At 49.6% G+C, this 18,798-nt stretch carries 21 protein-coding genes; 13 read left to right on the forward strand and 8 right to left on the reverse strand.

The annotated features are described in order from the left end of the window. The first annotated feature begins 1 nt into the window (after position 1). Complete coding sequence (locus tag DXD92_RS19500; RefSeq protein ID WP_243104871.1) at positions 2–1,039, forward strand: CD1107 family mobile element protein; 1,038 nt, start codon at positions 2–4, stop codon at positions 1,037–1,039. A 9-nt stretch (positions 1,040–1,048) separates the two neighbouring features. On the opposite strand, the gene DXD92_RS18365 is transcribed toward DXD92_RS19500, so the two are convergent. Continuing rightward, positions 1,049–1,315 carry a hypothetical protein gene (locus DXD92_RS18365; protein WP_113993265.1) on the reverse strand — a complete coding sequence of 89 codons (267 nt, stop codon included), beginning with the start codon at positions 1,313–1,315 and terminating at the stop codon, positions 1,049–1,051. Between the two features lie 81 nt (positions 1,316–1,396). Here DXD92_RS18365 and DXD92_RS08730 point away from each other — a divergent pair, with 81 nt between their 5' ends. From DXD92_RS08730 to DXD92_RS08745, 4 genes are read left to right on the forward strand one after another with little or no spacing between them, the layout of a single operon-like run. Beyond that, on the forward strand, positions 1,397–3,493 hold the full coding sequence (locus DXD92_RS08730; RefSeq protein ID WP_199696574.1) for a type IA DNA topoisomerase: 2,097 nt from the start codon (positions 1,397–1,399) through the stop codon (positions 3,491–3,493). Continuing rightward, on the forward strand, positions 3,480–3,959 hold the full coding sequence (locus tag DXD92_RS08735) for a hypothetical protein (RefSeq protein ID WP_118640408.1): 480 nt from the start codon (positions 3,480–3,482) through the stop codon (positions 3,957–3,959). Before DXD92_RS08730 ends, DXD92_RS08735 begins: the two co-directional genes overlap by 14 nt. Positions 3,960–3,971: 12 nt before the next feature. Further along, positions 3,972–5,798: an antirestriction protein ArdA gene (locus DXD92_RS08740; protein WP_118640409.1), complete on the forward strand. Its 1,827-nt coding sequence runs from the start codon at positions 3,972–3,974 to the stop codon at positions 5,796–5,798. Next, positions 5,795–5,992 carry a hypothetical protein gene (locus DXD92_RS08745; protein ID WP_118640410.1) on the forward strand — a complete coding sequence of 66 codons (198 nt, stop codon included), beginning with the start codon at positions 5,795–5,797 and terminating at the stop codon, positions 5,990–5,992. The genes DXD92_RS08740 and DXD92_RS08745 overlap by 4 nt, the downstream gene beginning before the upstream one ends. Positions 5,993–6,160: 168 nt before the next feature. Here the strand turns inward: DXD92_RS08745 and DXD92_RS08750 are convergent, their stop codons facing one another. The 6 genes from DXD92_RS08750 to DXD92_RS08775 all read right to left on the reverse strand — a co-directional run bounded on the left by DXD92_RS08750 (position 6,161) and on the right by DXD92_RS08775 (position 11,718). After that, positions 6,161–7,840 carry a hypothetical protein gene (locus tag DXD92_RS08750; RefSeq protein ID WP_118640411.1) on the reverse strand — a complete coding sequence of 560 codons (1,680 nt, stop codon included), beginning with the start codon at positions 7,838–7,840 and terminating at the stop codon, positions 6,161–6,163. Then, positions 7,837–8,904, reverse strand: coding sequence for a dsDNA nuclease domain-containing protein (locus tag DXD92_RS08755; protein ID WP_118640412.1), 1,068 nt, complete (start codon positions 8,902–8,904; stop codon positions 7,837–7,839). Before DXD92_RS08755 ends, DXD92_RS08750 begins: the two co-directional genes overlap by 4 nt. Before the next feature lie 121 nt (positions 8,905–9,025). Next, on the reverse strand, positions 9,026–9,364 hold the full coding sequence (locus tag DXD92_RS08760) for a DUF6050 family protein (RefSeq protein WP_118640413.1): 339 nt from the start codon (positions 9,362–9,364) through the stop codon (positions 9,026–9,028). 83 nt (positions 9,365–9,447) lie between these two features. Continuing rightward, positions 9,448–10,794, reverse strand: a complete 1,347-nt coding sequence (locus tag DXD92_RS08765; RefSeq protein ID WP_118640414.1) for a relaxase/mobilization nuclease domain-containing protein — start codon at positions 10,792–10,794, stop codon at positions 9,448–9,450. Further along, a complete protein-coding gene (locus DXD92_RS08770) occupies positions 10,755–11,084 on the reverse strand; it encodes a plasmid mobilization protein (RefSeq protein ID WP_118640415.1) in 330 nt (109 codons plus the stop codon). The genes DXD92_RS08765 and DXD92_RS08770 overlap by 40 nt, the downstream gene beginning before the upstream one ends. A 250-nt stretch (positions 11,085–11,334) precedes the next feature. Then, positions 11,335–11,718, reverse strand: coding sequence for a helix-turn-helix transcriptional regulator (locus DXD92_RS08775; protein ID WP_118640416.1), 384 nt, complete (start codon positions 11,716–11,718; stop codon positions 11,335–11,337). Between the two features lie 252 nt (positions 11,719–11,970). Between DXD92_RS08775 and DXD92_RS08780 the strand changes: the two genes are divergently transcribed. From DXD92_RS08780 to DXD92_RS08790, 3 genes are read left to right on the forward strand one after another with little or no spacing between them, the layout of a single operon-like run. Then, positions 11,971–12,879, forward strand: coding sequence for a DUF2268 domain-containing protein (locus tag DXD92_RS08780; RefSeq protein ID WP_118640417.1), 909 nt, complete (start codon positions 11,971–11,973; stop codon positions 12,877–12,879). Next, positions 12,876–13,604 carry a MerR family transcriptional regulator gene (locus DXD92_RS08785; RefSeq protein ID WP_118640418.1) on the forward strand — a complete coding sequence of 243 codons (729 nt, stop codon included), beginning with the start codon at positions 12,876–12,878 and terminating at the stop codon, positions 13,602–13,604. The genes DXD92_RS08780 and DXD92_RS08785 overlap by 4 nt, the downstream gene beginning before the upstream one ends. A gap of 59 nt (positions 13,605–13,663) precedes the next feature. Beyond that, entirely contained in the window at positions 13,664–13,834 is a 171-nt protein-coding gene (locus DXD92_RS08790) for a cysteine-rich KTR domain-containing protein (protein WP_118640419.1), read from the forward strand. Here DXD92_RS08790 and DXD92_RS18720 read toward each other — a convergent pair. Further along, positions 13,781–13,972 carry a hypothetical protein gene (locus DXD92_RS18720; protein WP_199696575.1) on the reverse strand — a complete coding sequence of 64 codons (192 nt, stop codon included), beginning with the start codon at positions 13,970–13,972 and terminating at the stop codon, positions 13,781–13,783. The two genes, DXD92_RS08790 and DXD92_RS18720, sit on opposite strands and share 54 nt — an antisense overlap. Before the next feature lie 350 nt (positions 13,973–14,322). Between DXD92_RS18720 and DXD92_RS08795 the strand changes: the two genes are divergently transcribed. The 5 genes from DXD92_RS08795 (at position 14,323) to DXD92_RS08815 (ending at position 18,725) form a co-directional block, all read left to right on the forward strand. Beyond that, complete coding sequence (locus tag DXD92_RS08795) at positions 14,323–14,874, forward strand: sigma factor-like helix-turn-helix DNA-binding protein (RefSeq protein WP_118640420.1); 552 nt, start codon at positions 14,323–14,325, stop codon at positions 14,872–14,874. Next, positions 14,867–15,109 (forward strand): helix-turn-helix domain-containing protein, encoded by a 243-nt coding sequence (locus DXD92_RS08800; protein ID WP_118640421.1) that lies wholly within the window; start codon positions 14,867–14,869, stop codon positions 15,107–15,109. The genes DXD92_RS08795 and DXD92_RS08800 overlap by 8 nt, the downstream gene beginning before the upstream one ends. Positions 15,110–15,509: 400 nt before the next feature. Next, entirely contained in the window at positions 15,510–15,695 is a 186-nt protein-coding gene (locus DXD92_RS08805; protein ID WP_113992624.1) for a hypothetical protein, read from the forward strand. 98 nt (positions 15,696–15,793) lie between these two features. Further along, positions 15,794–17,503, forward strand: a complete 1,710-nt coding sequence (locus tag DXD92_RS08810) for a recombinase family protein (protein ID WP_118640422.1) — start codon at positions 15,794–15,796, stop codon at positions 17,501–17,503. 139 nt (positions 17,504–17,642) lie between these two features. Further along, positions 17,643–18,725: a leucine-rich repeat protein gene (locus tag DXD92_RS08815; protein WP_147399298.1), complete on the forward strand. Its 1,083-nt coding sequence runs from the start codon at positions 17,643–17,645 to the stop codon at positions 18,723–18,725. Positions 18,726–18,798: the final 73 nt, after the last annotated feature.

Here is an 18,798-nt window from a genome sequence, read left to right on the forward strand (position 1 = left end):
CATGATCCGCACATTGGCGGTGCTGCTGGCCGTTATGCTCTGCATGACGGCCTTTTCCACGGTCGCTTTTGCAAGTGATGGGGAGGCAGCCACCACCTCCGAGGCACAAACGGAACCGACTGACAGTGCGGATATCACCGGAGACGATCTCTCCAAACTGATCTCCGCGCTGTTTGGCTCTGTGCTGGGCAGCACGGAGAAATCCGGTAAGACCGGCACCGTCACCACGAATGGAGGTAAGCTGAATGTTCGCACGGGCGCTGGGCTGGATAACTACGCCTTTACGCAGCTCCCGAATGGGACGGTTGTGGAGGTCGTCGGCACGGACGGCGACTGGTACATGATCCGGCTGCCGGAGAAGATCGGCTACGTCTATTCCGGCTATATGACACTCAGCGATACGGGCGGCGAAGCTGACGGCGGCCTATCTCTGTCCATTGATCCCGATAAATTAGGCGAGTTGTTTGAGCAGCTTATGGGCGGCAGCGGAGGCACCGCTCTGACGCCGGACGGGAATCTGTCGCTGATTGACGATATCGGCAGCAGCGCCCGGAGCGGCAAGCAGTTTATCACGGTGGAAACGAGAAACGGCAACGTGTTCTATCTCATTATCGACCGTGACGACGAGGGCGAGGAAACCGTGCATTTTCTGAACCAGGTGGATGAAGCCGACCTTCTGACGCTCATGGGCGACGATGCGCCCGCAGCGGAGACGCCTGCCGTCTGCAACTGCAAGGAAAAGTGTGTGGCTGGCGCGGTGAACACGAATTGCCCTGTCTGCAAGAATAACCTCTCCGAGTGCAGCGGAAAGGAACTTGTGGCAGAGCCGGAGCCTGAACCGGAGCAGCCGGAGAAAAAGAGCAGCGGCGGTCTGCTGGTCATCGTCCTGCTGCTGGCGCTGGCAGGCGGCGGGGCCTTTGCCTATGTGAAATTCATCAAGCCGAAGCAGGGCGTGAAGGTCAGCGCCGATCCCGAAGATTACGATTTTGAGGATGAAGAAATGGTCAATGAGGATACGGAGGACAATGTGAATGATTAGAATAAGCCTTTAATCGTTGGGAGAAATATGCTTCAACGCATTCATAAGGTCTTCTCTTGTAATGATTAACTCACATATTTTCTTAGAAGGCTTATCTTCATCCATCTGCATAGCCATTACATCTACCGTAATAAATTCACCTGCCTGCACAATATCAGATTTTTCATGGAAACGAAGGTAACGCCCGGATACTTGGCATTCAACACAGAGTGGACCGACCATGTTCTTTCTCCGCTCGGAGTAGGTGATAGGAAATCTTGTGACTTTTTCATTCATGGGAAATGCCTCCTTTTATTATTTTCATATTTTAAGTATAAAGGAGGCTGTGTAGAAAATCAATGTCAGGAGGATTCTATATTGAAACTGATTATCGCAGAAAAACCGAGTGTGGCAAAATCTATCGCATCGGCCCTGGGTGCTTCATCCAGGGCCGATGGCTTTTATGAGGGCAACGGCCTTCTCGTATCCTGGTGCGTGGGGCACCTGGTATCCCCGATGGATGCGGGCGGCTATGACGAACATTTCAAGAAATGGCGCTATGACGATCTTCCCATTCTGCCGGAGCCGTTCCGCTATGTGCTGGCACCAGGCAAGGAGGACGCTTTTGAAAATCTCTGCGCCCTGATGGACCGACCCGACGTGGATACCATTGTCAATGCCTGTGATGCCGGGCGTGAAGGGGAGCTAATCTTCCGTCTGGTGTATGAAATGACCGGCTGCCGCAAGCCGGTCCTCCGTCTCTGGATTTCCTCGATGGAGGACAGCGCTATCCGGGAGGGCTTTTCTGATCTGCGCCCCGGTGCTGATTATGAAGCCCTGTATCAATCCGCACTCTGCCGCCAGAAAGCGGACTGGCTGGTGGGGATCAATGCCACGCGCCTTTTCTCCGTTCTCTATCACCGCACCTTGAATGTGGGCCGTGTGCAGACACCCACACTGGCAATGCTGGCGGATCGTGACGCAAAGATCACACTGTTTCACAAGGAAAAATATCATCTGCTGCGCCTGACGCTGGACGGAGCCGAAGCGGTGTCAGAGAAGTTCACCGATCCGGCAGAGGCGGAACAGGCAGCGGCTATGTGCAAGGGTGTGACCGTCACCTGTACTTTCGTCACGAAGGAGCAAAAGAAGGAACAGCCGCCGAAGCTCTATGATCTCACCACCTTGCAGAGGGAGGCAAACCGCCTGTTCGGATACACGGCAAAGCAGACCTTAGATTACGCACAGAGCCTCTACGAAAAGAAGCTGCTGACCTATCCCCGCACGGACAGCCGGTATCTGACTTCCGACATGGCGGAAACAGCCTCCTGCGTCATCCATCTGGCGGCGAACGTGCCGCCCTTTGACGGGATCAGCAATTTCTTCCCGCTGGTGGAGACCATGATCTCCGATAAGGATGTATCCGACCACCACGCCATTATCCCCACGATGGAGATTGAAAAGGCAGATATCAAGGGGCTGCCCCTGGGCGAGCGCAATTTGTTTCTCTTGGTCTGCTGCAAGCTGCTGTGTGCATCAGCGGAGCCGTATGTGTATGAGGCAGTCACGGTAACTTTCGACTGCGGCGGCTATTCCTTCACCGCAAAGGGCAAGCGCATCCTCTCCGAAGGCTGGCGGGAGATCGACCGCATTTTCCGTGCATCCCTGAAAGAAAAGCCTGTGGATGGGGACGGCGGCACGATCCCAGACTTCACCGAAGGGCAGACTTTTGACGGCGCGGAGGTTGCTGTTACCGAGCATTTCACCCAGCCTCCGAAGCCCTACACCGAAGATACCCTCCTGTCCGCTATGGAGAACGCGGGCAAAGACGATACGCCGGAGGACGCCGAGCGAAAAGGCTTGGGAACGCCGGCCACCAGGGCGGCTATCATCGAAAAGCTGGTGTCAGCCGGATTTGTGGAGCGCAAGGGCAAGAGTTTGATCCCCACGAAAGCCGGTATCAACCTTGTCACAGTCCTGCCGGAGCCGCTGACCTCTCCCATGCTGACGGCGGAATGGGAACAGAAATTGACGGAGATCGCAAAGGGCAGCGCTGACCCGGATACCTTCATGGATGGTATCCGCACGATGGTTCAGGAGATCGTGTCCACCTATTCCTGCATTTCCGAGGACGGCAAAAAGCTGTTTGCCCCGGAGAAGGAAGTGATCGGCACCTGTCCCCGCTGCGGGCAGCCGGTCTATGAGGGCAAGAAGAACTTTGCGTGTTCGGATCGGTCCTGCGGTTTCGTTCTCTGGAAGAATGACCGCTTCTGGACGAGCCGCAAGAAGGAGCTGACAAAGAAAATGGCAACGGACCTTCTGAAAAAGGGGCGTACAAATGTCAAAGGAATGTGGTCTGAAAAGAAACAGGCTGCTTATGACGCTGCGGTGATCCTGGATGACACAGGCGGCAAGTACATCAACTTCAAGCTGGAATTTCCGAAAAGAAAGGTTGGTGCTGATGGCAGAAAATAAGACTTTGGAACATTTACCCGAAGTGAGGGCGACGGTAGCTGCCCTCTCCCCGGAGGATCGGGAACTGCTGGCGGCGGTGCAGGCATCGCCCTTCAAGCTGACAACGCCGGAGCAGTTTAAGGAGTTTACGGACAACATCGACTATTTCGTATTTGAGCCCAACATCCACGATTTGAACGATCTGGGCTGGCGGTATCTGGCACAGCACATGGATACGCCGTTACCCCCGGAACTTCTGAAAGCGATCGCCCCTGTTCCGTTTGGCAAGTACGCCATGCAGGAGGAACAGGGCCATTTTACGGAACACGGATATATTTCTCTTTCCGGCGACGAGTGGGTGCATGAACACCCTGCGGAGCCGGAGAAAAAGCCCTCCATCCGGGAACGGCTGGAACAGGGCAAGAAGGAATGTGCAGAGAAAAGCAAGGCGCAGCCCCATAAGGAAAAATCTGCGCTGGAGCTGTAAGGAGGTGCTGATATGCCATATTACGATCACGACAAGGATTATCCCTTTGCCGCCTTTATCACCAATCTTGGGAAGTACAATGAGGGCGAGCTTGTGGGCGAGTGGGTGAAATTTCCCACCACCGCCGAGGAACTGAAAGAAGTGTTTAAGCGGATCGGGATCGGCCAGAAGGATGACTTCGGCCAGCCCTATGAGGAATGGTTCATCACGGACTATGACTGCTATGTGGACGGTCTTTACAGTAAGCTGGGTGAATATGAAAATCTGGACGAGCTGAATTATCTGGCATCGAAGCTGGATGAAATGAGCGAAAGCGAATACGCACAGTTTCAGGCCGGTATGGAAATGGGCGACCATTGCGGCAGCCTGCAGGAGATCATCAACCTCACCGAGAATCTGGATTGCTATGAGGTTTACCCCGATATCCATGACTATGACGATCTGGGCCGCTATTACATCGAAGAACTGGACGTTATGCAGGTGCCAGAGCATTTGCAGAATTACATCGACTATGAGGCCTACGGCCGGGACGTTGCGTTGGAGGAAAACGGCACCTTCACGGATCAGGGCTATGTGCGTGATACGGGTGACAGTTTTCATGAGTATTACGACGGTGAGCGCGGCAGTATCCCCGACGAGTACCGGGTGATGACCTTTCAGGACGATCTTCCCGAAGAAGAAAAATCTGAATGGGCTATGGATATCGCCTTTGACATGGACGAGTTTTTCCGGCAGCGTGATCCGCAGTATGCGGCGGAACACCCGGAGGCACAGGCTGCCAAGGAGGAACTCTACGAAAACCTGATGGCAGGGCGCATTTCCGCTCTGGATGAAAAGCTGGCGGCGCTGGGGCAAACGCAGGAGGACCATCTTCCTTCGGAGATTGAAAAGTTCAAGGATGCCACGGGCTATGAGGAATTTCTTGATTTTGATCCGGCGGAAGTCAAGGCCGCTTTGGATGACCCGGAGAAGTCCCATGCGGATGAAATGCTGTCCGCTGCGGAGAAGGTTGCCTCGGAAAAGATGACTGTGCTTGTAGTGGAGCCTATGAAGGGACCCTATGTGAAGGAGATCGACCCCGATCTTCATTCCCTGCAGGCGGAGGTTGGCGGAGACATTGGCGCAACTTATCCCTATTCTGACCCGGTGGCGCTGGTTTGCAATGATGAAGGAAAGCTCATAGGGCTTGATTTGAACCGTGGGCTGCGGGATGAAAATGGAGAAATTTATGATATCGTAGCAGGGACTTTCCTGGTGGTTGGACTTGGTGAGGAAGATTTCGCCTCCCTGTCCCCGGAACTGATTCAGAAATACACGGAACAGTTCAAAACGCCGGAACGATTTATGCAGATCAATGGCAATATCGTTGTTCTCCCTGTCCCGGCAGAGAAGCAAGACCTCACTTATCTGCCAGACCGTTTTGAAACTGGCGAACGTGTGCAGACACCGAGGGGCAGCTTTCAGGTGACGGCTATGAGCCGGGAACAGATGGAGGCGGCCGGTTACGGTGTCCACCATATTTCCGATGATGGGAAGTATCTTATCATGGGAAACAGCACACGGGCCTTTGCCGTGGCAGCGGAACAGCCGGAAAAGGACAATCCTCTCCGCACGGCGGAAATGACGCTGGAGGATGACTACGGCATGATCGATGGCGTTATCAACAACGGCAGACGCGGCGAAGAATTGGAAAAAGCCCAGGAGTACGCAGATCGGACAACGCCGGAGAAGCCTTCCATCCGTGAGCGGTTGGAGGACGCAAAACGGGAGTGTGCCGAGCACAAGCCCCCGGAGGGCAAGAAGCCCGGTCGTGATGCGCCGGAGCATGACTGCCTATGAGCCGAAGCAAGAAATGGCGGCTGGAATGGGCGTTCTTCCTGGGCGAGAACGGCAGGCGGCAATATAACCGCACCTGCAGGAAATGCGCCCTCGACTGCAAGCAGAGTTTCCGAGTGTGCCTGATGGTTTGCCCGCATTACAGCTCCAAACGGTCTAAAATCTGTGAGGATAAGGGTGCGAAAACCGCAGAATAATTCTCTATATCCGCATTTTCAAAGGGAGCCTTTATGATTTCTCATGTGATGGCCTGATTGCTGGCACACGGAGAAAAAGGCTCGATTTCAAACACTTTCTATCACGCAAAACGGGAGTACAGCTTTTCGGTTCGTCCGATCGGCTGTACTCCCGCTTTTTCTTTTTGCTTAGAACTGCGTAAAAATCTCAGCTATCTCTGCTTCATACTCTGCATATTCGGCTGAATCAAACAAATGATTTTGAGGGTTATCTAATGTAATAATTTTTACATCATCAATAGTCGAAGCCATATTTCTTCCTTGGATAGACGCAACTATAATCTGGTTACTGGTTTTGTCCCATGTGAGCAAAGTACGGATAATAGATTCCAAATGCTCGTCATCCTGCTCCAAAACATTCGGGGAATCAATGACCATCGGGAATGTTATCAAATCAGGAGCTGTCGAATGTTGTGTTTCGACAAATGCGAGCATTTGTGCAATTTTGCACCGAGGACCATATGCTCCGCTTGCACTAAGATGTGTACCAGGTTCACTTTCTGTCTCGACTTGATCCGAAGGAATATCAAGTCCAGCAAGCAGGCGCGTTAGATTTCCCTGATATACTGTGTTGGCTTGCTCTTTCTCCTGCGTGTAAGCTGATAATCGCTGATTGATTTCTGCGCTATCTTTACGTAGCCGGTCAATTTCCGAGGAATTGTAACTAATTTGATCCCAGTATTCTTTTAGAAGCTGGTTTGTAGCCTTTGATTTAACATAAGTATTATAAGATTCTCTATCGGCTGCCAGCTCCTTTTCAAAATCTTTTAGTCCCTGCTGTTTAGCCTCAAATTTTCTTTTTAATTTTATAATCTGCTTTTCTAAGCGTTTCTGCCCCTCGGCAGCTACCGTATAGTCCTCCAGCAGCGATTCGCGTAAATAAATTTTTTCAAGTCTTTGCGTCAGAACCTGTTCAAACACCATGCCGCAGCGAGGGCATTCAATCGTTTCTCCACATACAAAATCCTCGTTCGGGACTTTTTTCTTAATATACTTGGAGAGTAGCTCCTTTTCATGCGTTAGCTGAATCAAGTCATCTTCAGCCTTTAGTAAGGCGGATCGCGTTTGAGTTAATTCTTCAAGTATTCTCTTTATCTCTTGTTGCCTGGAAGATATGGCCCGCTCCAAGGAGGCTGTATCAAAGGACATTTGAATCGCATTGAGTCCAGCTTGCAGTGTTTCTATTACCGTTCGATACTTATCAATTTCCTTTGCAAGTTCATCAATCCGTTTTTTGTTCGTCTTGTGGCGCTTTGATATTTCAACGTAGCTATTATCCAGGACACCCAAGTGGAAAAAATAACTGTTCTTTCTTTGTGGTAAATCAAACTGAGCCATTTTGTCAAACGAAGAAGAGTTCACTGCCCAGCCATTCTCTTGATCCACATAATAGGGCATATAATAAAATGCCGGAGGGCACTTTATTATTGTTCCATCGCGGTCCTTAGATACAAGATCTATCTCTAGGTCAAATATCTCGCAAAGCCTTTCTTCAAAGTCTCCGACTGATTGGTAGCATCCGTCAAACACTCCGTCACAGTATAATACGAAAGTGTTCTTGAGCCGTGCAACTCGATATAGATGTGCATCAAGTGAAAAATCAATGTAGGTAAGTAAATTTAGCCTCTTAATTGGGCTTGGATAATACACTTCTGCGCCGAGTGTATAATATATGGATTTCATTATTACGGATTTGCCTAAGTGGTTGCGTGTACTAGTAAGTAAGTTCTTTTTAGGCGAAAAGGAAATTCGCTTAGCTTCCTTATTTGTAAGGTCAACCATTGTGATGGAAGATACCACCAAATTCATGTACCCACACCTCCATAGCAATACTTATATATCAAGATCATTATGAGCGTTTTTAGGTAGTGCTCATCTTGGTAGCAGGTTGGAACAAAATCACAATCACTGGCTTTAGCATAAACAGCATTAAATAATCCTACCATATCATCTATACCATTTTGATTTTCGGATTCTATAAATTCTAACAATGTTTTTTTAAGTGCCACGAATACGGAAATGTTGGAATACATATCCATCTTAATCTGTTGATACTTTGAGCTATATCGGCGACGTGCTGATATGGATGCAACATTGAAGTCTGAGAATAGCTTCTCTGGGGCCGGAATTTGAATTGCCAATCCGCAGGATATGATTTCTTTAATGGTTCTGCCGTCAAGCCCTTTCTTGCTCATAATTTCTTGTACATCTGTACAATCTTCATTTATTTCCTCGTTAAATCGCTTATCGAGTTCGTCGTATAAAACTGTAAAAATTGATTTTGCTGTCGCAACTTGTAAATTAGCATCCTGCCCAAGTAAGAAATCCTGAAATTCGTGTTCAACTTCTGCTTTGTGGTTTTTCGTTGAGAGTAAAGAACGAACAAAGAAAAATTTTGACAAATCAATGTCTGCTTCGTTTACATTCTGGTCTTTAGCAATAGCTTTGCGAATCTTCTTGATGTTTTCTTCAATCGATTTATCGTCTAATCCTGTCCTTTCATTAGGGAATACCTCGGTGCCGGATACGACTATATCTGTATTGCACACTAATGATGCACTATCAACATAGTCGCTATACTTTAGTGCATTGCGATACAGTTTTTGAAACCATTCATCTTTAATTACAGCAGACAAAAGATACTGTCTGTCCGTAGACTTAGTCTTAATCTGATACAAATGAATGGCTGAAGGATTATCAGGGTCACTAATGACAGAGACGTCCTCTATGTAATCCATCATTACAAGAAAATCTGTGGAGTAAAAATCCATGATTAACTGGATTGCATAGCTTATTTGGATAGTTAAGCGATTTTTTGTGCGTGATCCAGCAATTTCCTTGTGGCAACTGGAAATAAGATCACCCAATGACATATGCAACCCTTCCCTCGTAGATAGATTCGCAGGAGTATTTTTGTTAATTATACCATTTGTGCAACTACTACTCAAGGGAAAATCACCGTTTTATACAAATCAAATTGAATCGGAAGATATGTTATTTACTCTTGCCTATCAATCTCCACACCGTCAGCGGCACATACCACGCCGCCACGATCAGCCGCCAGGCCAGAACAAAACCTCCGATAATCCCGGCCAGAATGAAATTCAGCACGAACAGCGCGATACCGCCGCCCAGGGAACCGCCGCCCGGTATGATCCAGAGGCGCAGCCGCCAGATGCCGAACGGTAGCCCGCAGAGTATCCATAACCATAGGTAGTCCAGTTCGCCGTTTTTCACACAAGCGGACCGAAAGATGCAGTACAACAGCGCGGCGGCCGCCACGGGCAGGATCGTCTTGTAAAAGAAATCCTTTATTGCTTCGCCTCTCGTCATAGGCTCGCCTCCTTTGATATGTCTATATCGCTATTATATTTGATGTTCTGACAAAAGCCCAGGATAAAACGCAGAAAACGGATTTATTCCAGTTCCACATTCTTTTTTCGCTCCCGCTCCGGCTGCGGCGGGGAAAGAAAATCCTCCACATTCCGGCGTATAGCAGCATAGTCCCGTTCTTCCCGTTGGGCTTTCTGCAATTCAGCTTTCAGCGTGGCCTTCTTTGCGTTGAGCTCGTCCATTTCAGCCTGCATCCGCTCCGTGGCAGGCAGCGGGACCGCACCCAGCCGCTGGCACTCTCTGGCGGCGGCTTCAAAAAGAATGATCTCGCGCTCATGTCCCCGCAGAAACTTTTCCTTATCTCTGGACGCCTTATAGCGGTCATAGATCGGTTTGAGCTGGCGGTAGGTGCCGACGTGCTTCATCTTCAAGGCCAGTTCGTCGATCTTCGCCCCGGCATCCCGAAGATTCGCTTTAAGCCGGGCAACAGAGACGGTCGCTGCCTCGCACCGATCCAACAATTCCTCATAGCTGCCGATACCATGCTCCGTCAAAAAGTTGGAGGTATCCGCAATGCGTTTCAGATTTTCGATGGTCGCCCATCGGCGATATCCTGCGCTCTGCTGTGCCTTGATGTTGTTCTGGATATCAATGAGCAGGCTGATCTTTCCGCTCCGCTGCTTCGGCTGGCGGGAAGGTCTGGAACATCCGACGATCCGGGCAGCAAGGGCTTCTTCGGTGTAGTCCACACCTAGGGTTTTCAGACGGGTGAACCGTTCCTGATCCGGCGCTCTGGCTGAGATATACTTGCCCCGCTTGATCTCATAACCTTCTCTCTGCAGGCGGCGGAGCAATTCTTCTAAATCGGAACAGGCTGGTAGGAGCCGGTCAATGGCCGCTTTTAGCTTCGCCTTATAACTGATGCCGTTCTGCGTGGCCTGATGTTCAATATAGCTCTTGCCCTTGTCCTGTCCGGGAATGATGACAGACAAGCCTTGTTCCTTGCAAAGCCGATCGGAGGTGCGGCGGATATAGTGATAACTCCGCTTGTTGGAATGATAGTGCTTGTGATCCACAAAGCTGACCGCATTAAAAATCAGATGGTTATGAACATGATCCTTGTCTATATGGGTGGTAAGCACAAATTCATACTTGCCACCCAGGATTTCTTTTGCAAGCTCCATGCCGATCTCATGGGCCTGCTCTGGCGTGACCTCCCCAGGCTGAAAGGCTTGGATTAGGTGGCGGCCCAGGTTCGTTCCCTTGTCGATGGCGTGGCGGCGGGTCCAGGAAAATTCGATATCCGCAGTTTCGGCGGCGCAGCCATAGGCGGATACCAGGAGCTTCCCGTCTGTTTTCTCCGGGTTGCAGATATAGTCAATGGCCGCTTTCAGCGTTGACTTGATAGGATGTGTCTTTGTAACTGCCATATCTCGTCCAGCCTTTCCCGTATCTCTTCCATATCGGCCTGATACGCAGGACCTCCGGCGTTGATCCGTTTGGCAATCTGGTTGACATTCCGACCGATGGCGGAAAGCTCTTTTGTGAACGCCTTGATATCTGCGGTGTCCGTATAGATGATATACCCATCAATCGCCATCTTGCGGAGGTAGGCGCCATATCTGCGTGTGGGTAACTGGCTCATTTTTTCGTCTATGAGCCGTTTTTCATCCTCCGTAACATAGAATTTCATTTGGATATTCCGCTTTCGGTTTGCCATGCGCCGCCTCCGTTCTTTATAAGGGTTTGGGACTATCCCAACAAGCATTTTGAATTTTCGGGCAAGGGACCTGAAAATCTCAAAATTCGCAAGCGGGTACTCGCTTGCTGTGCTTGCTATCTACTTCGTACCCCGTATTTCTTCCGCTACCAATACTACAATCGGAGAAGTGTCTTTTGGCCACATCTGCGGATTTTTGCAAAAGAAAAACGCCATGAACTACCTGTTCATAGCGTTCCTTACACCGTATTCAATTTTCTCCCTCGCTGTCCGCTCTCGCATCCAATATTGCCTGTGCCGTCGCTGTAAGGATTTTGATTTCTGCATCCGTCAGCTCGTCCAACAGTATTTCAAACTGCCGCCGCTCCGTAGACTTATCTGCGGCTTCGTTGCCGTAAAGGATCTGATCGACAGAGATATGATAGCGGGACACCAGCTCTAAAAATACCTGTACGCTGGGATGCTGACCTTTGTTTTCGATGTTGGCAAGATAGCGCGGCGAGATAAACAGCGCATCGGCCGCCTTATTCCTAGATTCTTTCTGCTTTGTGCGACTGGCTTTGATTTCCAAACCATACGGCTTGAAGTCGATTTTTGCAATAGGACGTTTTTCTTTCTTGGCTCTTTTAGGCATAATTCAATCACCCTATTACATTCTACAGTTCCACTATCTTGCAGAATATGCCTTATTTATTCATTGTATTGACTCGAATAATTCATATTCCGTTTCTTGTAACAATTCAACTGGCTATATATAATAAAAACGCCAAATTGATTCAGCCTTGTTCTATCCCCAAAAAATTATTTTACCTCTTGACTCTCACGTTACGTCATAGCGTATGATAAGGCTATGTTCGGACATGAGAAACAAATTGGAGGCTTTACCATGAAAATAACAGCGATCCGGTCTGACCGGATTTATCGAGATATGATGACTGCACTTCCCGACAAAAAGGAAAATATTTATCGGAATCAACTGATGAAGCCCTTTGAATTTAAGTGGGCGTGTGTTGGGATTCCTCTGACGGCAGCGCAAGAGGGTGGCTATGATGTGGTTTCTGCCGCCACAATGAGCGGCTTCTATGCCCCGGTACAGATCACGGAGGAACGCCAGGCAGAAATTGAAAAAATCAGCAGCGATACTTTTTGGGCAAGCTGTGAGGCCAGCATCCGTAATACGCTTCTTGACTTTGAGCAGCACGGCATTCAACTCCCGAAGCAGGAGTATGTGTTTACGGTCATGCTGAGCGACCCGCAAAGTCCCATGACAGCGATGACAGGAGATTACTGCGGCGATGGAGGGATTCCCGGTTATATCATCGGCTCTATTGTGCCGAATGAGCGGTCGCTCGGTCTGCTCCCTGTGGCGTTGGCACATGAAACAAATCACAATGTCCGCTGGCAGTTTATACAATGGAGCAATCATATTACGCTGGCTGACATGATCGTATCGGAGGGACTGGCAGAAACATTTGCTGCTAAAATGTTTGGTGAGGATAAAGTCGGCAAATGGGTCAGCGAAACGACACCGGAGGTGCTGCGGAAAACCATCAAACCACTTGTTCGGGAAAACCTTGAGGCACATGATTTTCAGACGCTTTCTTCGTATCTTTACGGGGATGAGATCATGTCCCTGCGCGGTGGTCAGCCCATTGGTATGCCATACTGCGGCGGATATGCCTGCGGGTATGCGCTGATCGGCCATTATCTGAAAAAAACCGGAGCATCTATTTACGAGGCGACCATTACGCCGACAGAAGAAATTTTGAAGCAATCGGAGGATTTCTGGAAATGAAAGTCAGCGACGTGGCAAAACTGACGGGTGTTACCGTTCGTACCTTACATTACTATGATGAAATCGGCTTACTTCCGCCAAGTGAAGTCACAAGCAGCGGCTACCGGGTTTACAACGATGCTGATTTGGAGGTTTTACAGCAAATTTTGTTTTTCCGGGAGCTTGACTTTTCGCTGGAGGAAATCCGGGGAATCATGCAGAATCCAGCTTATGAAAAAGGGACTGCTTTGCAAAATCAGAAAGCACTTCTGGTGCAAAAGCGGGACAGACTGGACAGGCTGATCGCTCTTGTAGATAAGACATTGAAGGGAGAACGCGACATGAGTTTCAAACAGTTTGATACAACAAAGATAGAAGAGGCAAAACAGCAATATGCGGCAGAGGTCAAGCAGCGTTGGGGAAACACCGTTGCCTATGCTGAGTATGAAAAGAAGTCGGCCAGCTATAATACTGTTCAACAAAAGATGCTGGATGGCGAAGGCGCGGCGATTTTGAATGAGTTTGGCAAGAATCGCTCACTCCCGCCAGACAGCGTAGAAGTGCAGGAGCTTGTGAAAAAGTGGCAGGCTTACATTACGGACAACTACTACAACTGCACAAAGGAGATCCTTTCCTGCCTGGGTCAGATGTATGTGGGTGATGAGCGCTTCACGCAGCACATCGACCAGTATGGTGTCGGGACGGCAGCTTTTATGGCGGCGGCAATAGAAGTCTACACAAGCTGAAAGCCAGATCACTATGAGAGAAAGCTGAAATAAAAGCAAAGAGAAGGGTACTTCGCCCTATGCAAACAGAATTTATACGCTGCCCGATTTGTAGAAACAAAACGAGGGTACAAATCCGAGACGATACAGAATTGAAGAATTTTCCTTTGTTTTGTCCGAAGTGCAGGCAAGTCACTCTAATCAATATTACACAATTCAAAATAACAGTTATCAAAGAGCCAGACGCATAGACGCAGAGCCGATAACCCGTAGCCAACAGGCACACGGTTTATCGGCTCTTTTCTTTTGATAATAGCTGCGCTGGCATACACAACAAGACCGTTTTGTTCGGCCTTGCGGCGCAGAACGGCGGTTTTGAAATATTGCATTTCAAGCCGCGGTTTTCCTTTTGAAAAATTGGATCAACGGGGGGGTGTGGTAAAGTCGCCCTTTTTTAAGGATACGGCGGTGTCCGAGGAGGTATTGCCGTGTCCTTTTTGCTTTTTCGCAGCGTCCATGATTTGCACCAGCTAAAAAAAGCGTAGCCCCTCCATCGGACTATTCCGGCTATGAGTATGAACACAGAAATCATGTAAATAGATTTTATAATTCTTCTGCGCCTGTCTGCGTTTTGCAGACAGGCGCTTTTTGTCGTTATCGGGGATGCTTTTATCGTCCTCGCGCTCCGCCTCTCGTCTGATCCGGCCACCAACCCGATCAGAACGAAAGGAGCGCACAAATGAGCGGCAGAAAAAATATTTTTGATTTTTCCCGGCAGAGCTGGCCAAAACAGCCTTCCGCAGAACGAGTAGTGGGCGAAAGGGGAAGAAAAGAACTGCCTCCCGGCACGAAGGGAGGTGAGAACATGAAACCTGATCGCCACGCCGAACACAAGCAGCACGCCTTTGACAGCTTTTGCAAAAAGGTCTTGAAGTGCGAGGCCTGCAATGGCTATCGAGAGATCAGCCGCAGGAAGAAGCACAGCATCCCTTTCAGCGAACTGCCGGAGGACGCAATGGAGCAGCTTGCGGCCTATGACCGTTATCCCTGGGAGTACAACACCTTCATTCTTGGCGGTGATGTGATCCTGATCGAAAACGATCTGCTGGCCGATGCGCTGAACGCCTTGCCTCAGGACAACCGGGATATCCTTCTGATGTACTGGTTCCTGGAAATGGCGGACCGTGAGATCGCGGAGCGTATGAACCTGGCCCGCAGGACGATCAACAACCGCAGGCTGAAATCCTATCGGCTGCTGAAAGAGCTGATGGGAGGTGATACGGATGCGTGACACCGCAGCTTCCCGGAATAATCTTCTTCCTTATCCGGTCATTACCGCCGCTGTCCAGGGCGACCCTGACGCGGTAAACCGTGTGATCGGCCACTACTCCGGCTACATAGCGGCGCTTTCCACAAGGACAAGCTATGATCCTCAGGGCTGTCCTCATTCTCAGGTGGACGATGATCTGAGCCGCAGGCTGGAAACGAAGCTGATTATTGCGATTCTGGATTTTGACCTGACCTGATCCAGATGACCGCCGTGCGTTCCCCTTTCCGCATGGTGTGTTCCGCACCTTGACAAAGAAAGCCCGTTGGGAGGCCAGCGCCGCAGTATAAGGCAAACGGATACATTCCTGTTTGTGCCGAGCCATACGGTCGGTGCGCCATGACCTCGTTTCAAGTCCGCAGGACGGGACCACTGTAACGGGCGAGCGAACAGCACCATACCGCAAAGCAAGCGTGGCACCTTGCGGGCGATGACACACGGGCAGGGTCAAAGATACTCGCGCATTGAACGCCCACAAAGCATTGTGCGCCGCACCCATCAGCATGGGCCGGGGTTAGACTCCCGTGGAGCTGTGCCAACAGCCGTCCGTTTTGCCTCTTTCATTGCTATCTTTATGCTTTATGAAAGGGGATTTTATCATGCAAGATAAAGCTACAAATCCCGGCAAGACCAGCAGGCCAGAGAAAAATCCTCTGGATGCAAAAACGACCTATCACATTGGCAATCGGTCGTTCGTTGTTGAGCCGGTTTTCAAAGAAGAAAGCCCGGATACCCTGGGCAGCGTTCTCCTTCGCCTGATGAAGTCCGAGAGTGAAAAGCTGTAAATAGCTTTCAAACCCGGCTGACAGAGGCAGCAAATGGCGGTATAATGTGTTCGTACAAGTATATTTGCTATTCGACTGCCTTGACGGAAGGAGGACTTATGAAACAGTCGAATAACAAAAAATCCCGTGACGTGACCGCCTTTCTCTATGAAAGACTTTCCCGTGACGATAATCTTGAAGGCGAAAGCTACAGCATCGGCAATCAAAAGAAGCTGCTTGCCAAAGTCGCAAAGGAAAAAGGCTACACAAATCTGCTTCATTTCCTGGATGACGGCATTTCCGGCGTGACGATGGATCGCCCCGGCTTCGTGGAAATGATCCGCCAGTTGGAACAGGGAAAAGCCGCCGCTGTCTTTGTCAAAGACCTCTCGCGCCTGGGGCGCAACTACATTGAGGTCGGACGGCTGACGGAAGAATTTTTCCCGAACCATGATATCCGCCTGGTGGCCGTTTCGGATAACATCGACACGGCAGAGGGCGAAAATGAGCTTGCCCCGATCCGCAACCTGTTCAACGAGTGGTATGCCCGCGATATCAGCAAAAAGCGGCGCATCAGCAATAAGATCAAGGGCAATGCCGGTGAGCCGATGGGCCAGCCTCCCTATGGTTACATCAAGGACCCGAATGATCCGAAGCATTGGATCGTGGATGACGAGGCAGCCCAGGTTGTGCGCCGCGTTTACAGCATGACTTTGGAGGGGTTCGGAACAGAGCAGATTGCCGCCCAGCTTGAAAAGGACGATGTCCTGACCCCGCGGGCCTACTGGCTCACGAAGGGCATCAAACGCCCCGGCAAGGGCAAACAGCAGCCGCCTACCAAGTGGAACAGCTCCACAATAACCAAAATTCTCTCCCTGCAGGAATACTGTGGTGACATTCTCAATTTCAAAACTTATTCCAAATCCTACAAGAATAAGAAGCGAATCGACAATGACCGTGAGAATTGGGTGGTGTTCCAGGACGTCCATGAGGCGATCATCGAGCGTGCTGTGTATGAGCAGGTGCAGCAGAAGCGGGGCAAAATCCGTAAGCGCCGCACCAACAATGGAGAACACAATATGTTTTCCGGCCTGTTGGTCTGCGCCGATTGCGGCAGTAACCTTCACTTTCACTTCAATCAGGGCAATCCGGAGATCAAGTATTTCAACTGCTCCAACTACAAGGGCAATCGCGGCACCTGCACCTCTACCCATTATGTCCGCGTAGACTTCCTGGAGGAAGTAGTGCTGGGAGAGATACGGCGCTTAACGAAATTCGCCAGCCTCTATGAGAACGAATTTGTAAAAGCTGTGATCGGTCATTCCCAGCAGGCGGAACAGACAGACCGCAAGCTGAAGGAAAAAGAGCTAAGAACGCTCCTTGCCCGTGATGAAGAATTGGACGGCCTTTTTGAGCGCATCTATGAGGACAATGTTTCCGGCAAGCTCTCCGATGACCGCTTCGCAAAAATGTCCCGGCGGTATGAGGACGAGCAAAAGGAACTATCGGAGAAAATAAAAAAGCTCCGCTCCGAAATAGAGAAGCAGAGCAGCCGTTCCATGACAACGGATATGTTTATCGGTCTTGTCCGCAAGTACACCAGAGCGAGAAAACTGGCGCCTAGGATGCTGAACGAACTGATTGAGAAGATCGAAGTGTTCAATGCGGAGAAGATCGACGGCGTATGGGAGCAGCGGCTTCGCATCCACTATAACTGCGTCGGAACGATTGAGATTCCAACGGTGCTGCCCCTGCCGATCCCGGAAGTGTCCGTAAATACAAGAAAAGGCGTAGTCGTCAACTACGCCCCCTGTGAACTCGCTGTATAAAAAGCGAGTGTTCTTACAGCTTTTCAAATGCTGTAAGAACACTCGCCATGCTGCCGGAAGTAGGATTTCAGAAAAAAATTTCCGCGTATACGGAATATCCGGGAAAAAGAAACAGCTTCTGGATGCAGATACATACAGCGTGTCATCGGCTAAAGTGCCGGCACATGGCCACAGTGTTACCGTAGAGGTTTCCTCCAAGGCATATCCGGATATCAAGGCAGAGATAACAGTGCTTATTGACCGTGATGAAAGTGTTAGGTATAAAATCGGCAGAGAAAATCCAGATGATGTGGAGGCTATCCTGTATTCCAACGGGGATCTAGAAATATCCGGAAAAGGAAGCGTCCGGAATTTCAAATCAGATTCTGCGCCATGGAAGAAATATTCTGTTAAACGGCTGACCTGGATTGATCCGGAGGCAGAAGTGGAAAGCATGGACTACTGGTTTACAGGAAATGACGAATACCTGGAAACATTGTGCCGCATCCCGGATACAGTGAGAAGCATGGTGGAAACATTCAAGAATGCTACGGCGATGACCAGTATGCCGGATATGTCTGGTGCGGTCCGGCTGGAAGATATTACATCCTGCGCAGAAGGGTGTATCGCACTGGAAAAGGCCATGGAACTTCCAGGAAATATAAAACAGGCAAAAAAAGCATTTTACGGTGATACGGCACTGATCGATGGAGCCGATACAACAGCCTGTATGCAGTTGGAGAACATGGATTCCATGTATTACGGCTGTATGGCTCTGGCATCTGTCCAGATTCCGGACAGTGCGAAAGAACTTTCGAATATCTGCAATGGCTGCGTCAACCTGAAAGAAGTACATATCCCATCGTCTGCACAGAAAATGAACAGCAGTTTTTTCGGATGTACCGCACTGGAATCCATAACCGGTGAAATCCCATCTTCCTGTACGGATAGCGGGAACCTGTTTTCCGGCTGTAAGTTCCTGAGTGGAACACTTACCGTTTCCTGTACATCCAAGACAACCCTTTCAAGCTCGTTTTCGGACGCTGCAACGGCTGGAACAGGACTTACGATCATTTTACGGTACGATGCAGAAAAATCGCAGGAAACGGCCAATACGGGCTTCTACGGGGGAACAAAAAGTGCAGATGAAATCCTGAACGCATTAAAGGCATCTATGGAAGCCGCATTCAGCAGCGGAAGCCATATTACAATAACAACAAATGCAAATAAAACAGAGGGGTGATTAGAATGTAATAAAAATGCAATATGAAAAATAGCAAAAGACTCTTGTAATTACGGAATTGGAAAGGTAATAT

Origin of the sequence: Blautia sp. TM10-2 (assembly GCF_003480845.1) — a bacterium.
Taxonomy (GTDB): domain Bacteria; phylum Bacillota; class Clostridia; order Lachnospirales; family Lachnospiraceae; genus Fusicatenibacter; species Fusicatenibacter saccharivorans.